General features: G+C 59.7%; 1 protein-coding gene. It reads left to right on the forward strand.

Features of this window, described 5'->3' with window-relative positions; all coding sequences use genetic code 11:
- The coding region (ltrA, locus tag ACP693_RS17615) for a group II intron reverse transcriptase/maturase (protein ID WP_426050128.1) at positions 1-1,185 on the forward strand (1,185 nt) is incomplete at its 5' end.
- Positions 1,186-1,431 lie beyond the last annotated feature (246 nt).

Genomic DNA, 1,431 nt, shown 5'->3' on the forward strand with positions numbered 1-1,431 from the left:
GGTGCCGACGGCATGACGGTCGACGACTTGGCGGACTACGTGAAACAGTATTGGCCGACCCTCAAGGTGAGGTTGCTGGCCGGCGAGTATCACCCGCAGGGTGTACGCGCCGTTGACATCCCCAAACCCAAAGGCGGAACACGGCAACTGGGTATTCCCAGCGTCGTGGATCGCTTGATCCAACAGGCACTGCTGCAACAGCTCACGCCAATCTTCGATCCTCTGTTCTCGGACTACAGCTACGGCTTTCGTCCGGGTAGAAGCGCTCACCAAGCCATCGAAACCGCTCGCGACCACGTGGCAGCGGGTCACCGCTGGTGCGTGGAGCTTGATCTGGAGAAGTTCTTTGATCGGGTCAACCACGATGTCCTGATGGCCTGCGTGGCGCGTCAAATCGAAGACAAGCGTGTGCTCGCGCTGATCCGTCGTTACCTCGAAGCGGGAACGATGTCGGGCGGACTCGTCAGCCGACGGCAGGAAGGGACGCCGCAAGGCGGCCCGCTCTCGCCGTTGCTGTCGAACATCCTGCTCAACGAACTCGACCGCGAACTGGAACGGCGAGGCCATCGCTTCGTGCGTTATGCCGACGACGCGAACATCTATGTGCGCAGTCAGCGAGCTGGCACGCGGGTGATGGCCGGTGTTGAGCGTTTCCTGAATCAGCGCCTGAAACTGACGCTGAACCGGGAAAAGAGCCACGTAGCACGGCCTTGGGTCTGCGACTATCTGGGTTATGGGATGAGCAGGCATCAGCAACCGAGGCTGAGAGTGGCGACGATGAGTCTGGGTCGCTTGCACGACCGGTTAAGAGACCTGCTGCGCGGGGCGCGGGGCCACAAGATGGCGAATGTCATCGAACGGATAAACCCTGTGCTACGCGGGTGGGCAGGCTACTTCAAGCTCAGTCAGAGCAAACGGCCACTTGAGGAAATTGACGGCTGGGTGCGGCGTAAACTTCGCTGCGTCGTCTGGCGTCAATGGAAGCGGCCCTCAACGAGGGCACGTAACTTGAAGCGCCTGGGGCTTAGCGAAGCTCGCGCCTGCAAATCAGCCTTCAATGGCCGAGGCCCATGGTGGAGCTCGGGAGCATCTCATATGAATCAGGCGCTGCCGAAGAAGCTATGGGATCAACTTGGGTTGGTCTCGGTACTGGATACGATAAACCGGCTTAGCCGCATAGCTTGAACCGCCGTATACGGATCCGTACGTACGGTGGTGTGAGAGGACGGCGGATGTAAATCCGCCTCCTACTCGATCTGGAGAAAAGGCTCAGCCCATCATGTCCTTGACCATGCGCTCCTGTTCCATCAGCTCGCGCTGACGAGCATCGATGCGCGATGACAGCGGGAAGTTGCTGCCCGCCTTGCGCTTGGCGAAATCTAGTTGCTGAATAGCCTGGCGATAGTCGCCGACCAAAGCGAAGTACTCGGC

This window comes from Brevundimonas sp. TWP1-3, assembly GCF_049896085.1.
GTDB lineage: Bacteria > Pseudomonadota > Alphaproteobacteria > Caulobacterales > Caulobacteraceae > Brevundimonas.